General features: G+C 51.3%; 1 protein-coding gene. It reads left to right on the top strand.

The features are described from left to right. The coding region (locus I8U18_RS17580) for an IS3 family transposase (protein WP_198065182.1) at nt 1-896 on the top strand (896 nt) is incomplete at its 5' end. Between the last annotated feature and the right edge of the window lie 126 nt (nt 897-1,022).

The following is a 1,022-nucleotide window of genomic DNA, read 5'->3' as shown; positions in this document are numbered from 1 at the left end:
GAGATTCTCCGAAAAAAGACGAACTGGGGCCGAAGGTAAAGACCAGGGATTTGGTGCGGATCCTGCACGGCGAGGGGTATTCGGTCCCACAAATCACGGCTGCCCTTCGCATCAACCGCACTTATGGGTATGCTCTGCTCAAGGAGTACCAGCCCAAAAAGCGTGAGCGCTCTGACGAAGCGGCGCTTCGTCAGAAGATCCAGGAGCTTTGCGGAGAGTTTCCGACCAACGGGTACCGCCGAATCCGGGTTTGGCTGTACAAGCGGCATCAGCTTCGTGTCAACCACAAGCGCGTGTACCGCATCATGAAAGAGTTGGGGTTGTTAACCCGTTCCAAAGGAGGAACGGCGAGTAGAAAAAAGCAATCGGGTCGGATCCCGGTCACCGGCTCAAATCAGCATTTTCAAGTCGACATGACGAAGATATGGTGTGGGCGTGATGGCTGGGGTTACCTGTTTGCCGTCATCGACGCTTATGACAAAGAAATCGTAGGCTATTCCTTCTCACGGTTCTGCAGAACCGATGAGCTTCTTTCTGCTGTCAATCAAGCACTGGAAAAACGTTTCCCTCAAGGAGTCAAAGGCCGTGGCCTGACAATTCGTAGTGACAATGGTTGCCAAATGACCAGCAGACGATACGTCAAAGCTCTTCAAGATGCCGGAATTAAGCAGGAGCGAACGGGTTACAACAACCCTGACACCGATGCTTACATTGAGCGTTGGTTCCGGACGCTGAAAGAGGAAACGGTTTGGCTTCAGGAATACTCCTCTTTCCTGGAAGCCAAAAAAGATATCGACCGCTACATCCGATTCTACAATGCGGAGCGACTGCATTCTGCATTAGGATATCTGTCTCCAAAAGAATTTCGTCAACTTTTATCTTCAAATGCGACTTAAATGTCTGGACTTTTGGGGTTCATTAAGTGATCTCGCCCCCATCAAGCTCTCATACACCTCGAGTGAGCGCACTTCCACTTCGTGATGCGGGATTTGTTTTGCACGCGGTCGGGGGACAGGGAGTCC

Source organism: Thermoactinomyces sp. CICC 10522, assembly GCF_016055075.1.
GTDB lineage: Bacteria > Bacillota > Bacilli > Thermoactinomycetales > Thermoactinomycetaceae > Thermoactinomyces_A > Thermoactinomyces_A daqus.
The sequence above is the reverse complement of the archived record's forward strand: the minus strand, read 5'-3'. Positions and strand labels throughout refer to the sequence as shown.